The sequence below is a fragment of the Rhizobium ecuadorense genome (genome assembly GCF_001187535.1).
Lineage (GTDB): Bacteria > Pseudomonadota > Alphaproteobacteria > Rhizobiales > Rhizobiaceae > Rhizobium > Rhizobium ecuadorense.
In genome coordinates this window covers 1-248 of sequence record NZ_LFIO01000448.1, presented here as the reverse complement: position 1 = coordinate 248, position 248 = coordinate 1, and the positions used below count along the sequence as shown (strand labels likewise).

Genomic DNA, 248 nt, shown 5'->3' with positions numbered 1-248 from the left:
CTGAGGCGGAGATTGCCGAACTCGACCTGAAGGCGGAGGGGATCACCTCGGTCATCTGGGCCACGGGGTTCAGTCCAGATTGGTCCTTCATCGGACTGCCGATCTTCGATGGCAATGCCTATCCCGTTCATCGCCGCGGCGTCACTGTCGTCGATGGCGTTTACGTGCTCGGACTTCCCTGGCTCTGGACCTGGGGCTCGGGCCGGTTCCTCAGCGTCGGTAGGGATGCCGAACATGTGGTCGGGCAT

The 248-nt window shown here is 62.5% G+C and carries 1 pseudogene; it reads left to right on the top strand.

Annotated elements, in window-relative coordinates:
* Positions 1–248: pseudogene (locus AF337_RS11100) on the top strand (MSMEG_0569 family flavin-dependent oxidoreductase); the annotation flags it as partial.